Below are 262 nucleotides of genomic sequence, written 5' to 3' on the forward strand. Positions count from 1 at the left end.
GTTGGAGACTACAACGTTGATAGGTCAGGTGTGTAAGGACTGCGAGGTCTTGAGCTAACTGATACTAATTGCCCGTGAGGCTTAACCATACAACACCCAAGTAGTTTTACTGCGAAGTGTTTGTAAAAGACTGACATAATAACTTCACGCACTGTAATGAATTGAATAAGATACGCTTTTATATTTATAGCTCTAACGAGCAACAGCTTTCAAGATTGTAACCTTTTTGTCTAGCGACAATAGCACTGTGGCACCACCTGAT

Annotated in this window: 1 rRNA gene; it reads left to right on the forward strand. The window is 40.5% G+C overall.

The features are described 5' to 3' along the window. Positions 1–89: ribosomal RNA gene (locus tag H4J62_RS20830) — 23S ribosomal RNA — on the forward strand; the annotation flags it as partial. Positions 90–262: the final 173 nt, after the last annotated feature.

Source organism: Colwellia sp. BRX8-5, from assembly GCF_014077325.1.
Classification (GTDB): Bacteria; Pseudomonadota; Gammaproteobacteria; order Enterobacterales; family Alteromonadaceae; genus Colwellia_A.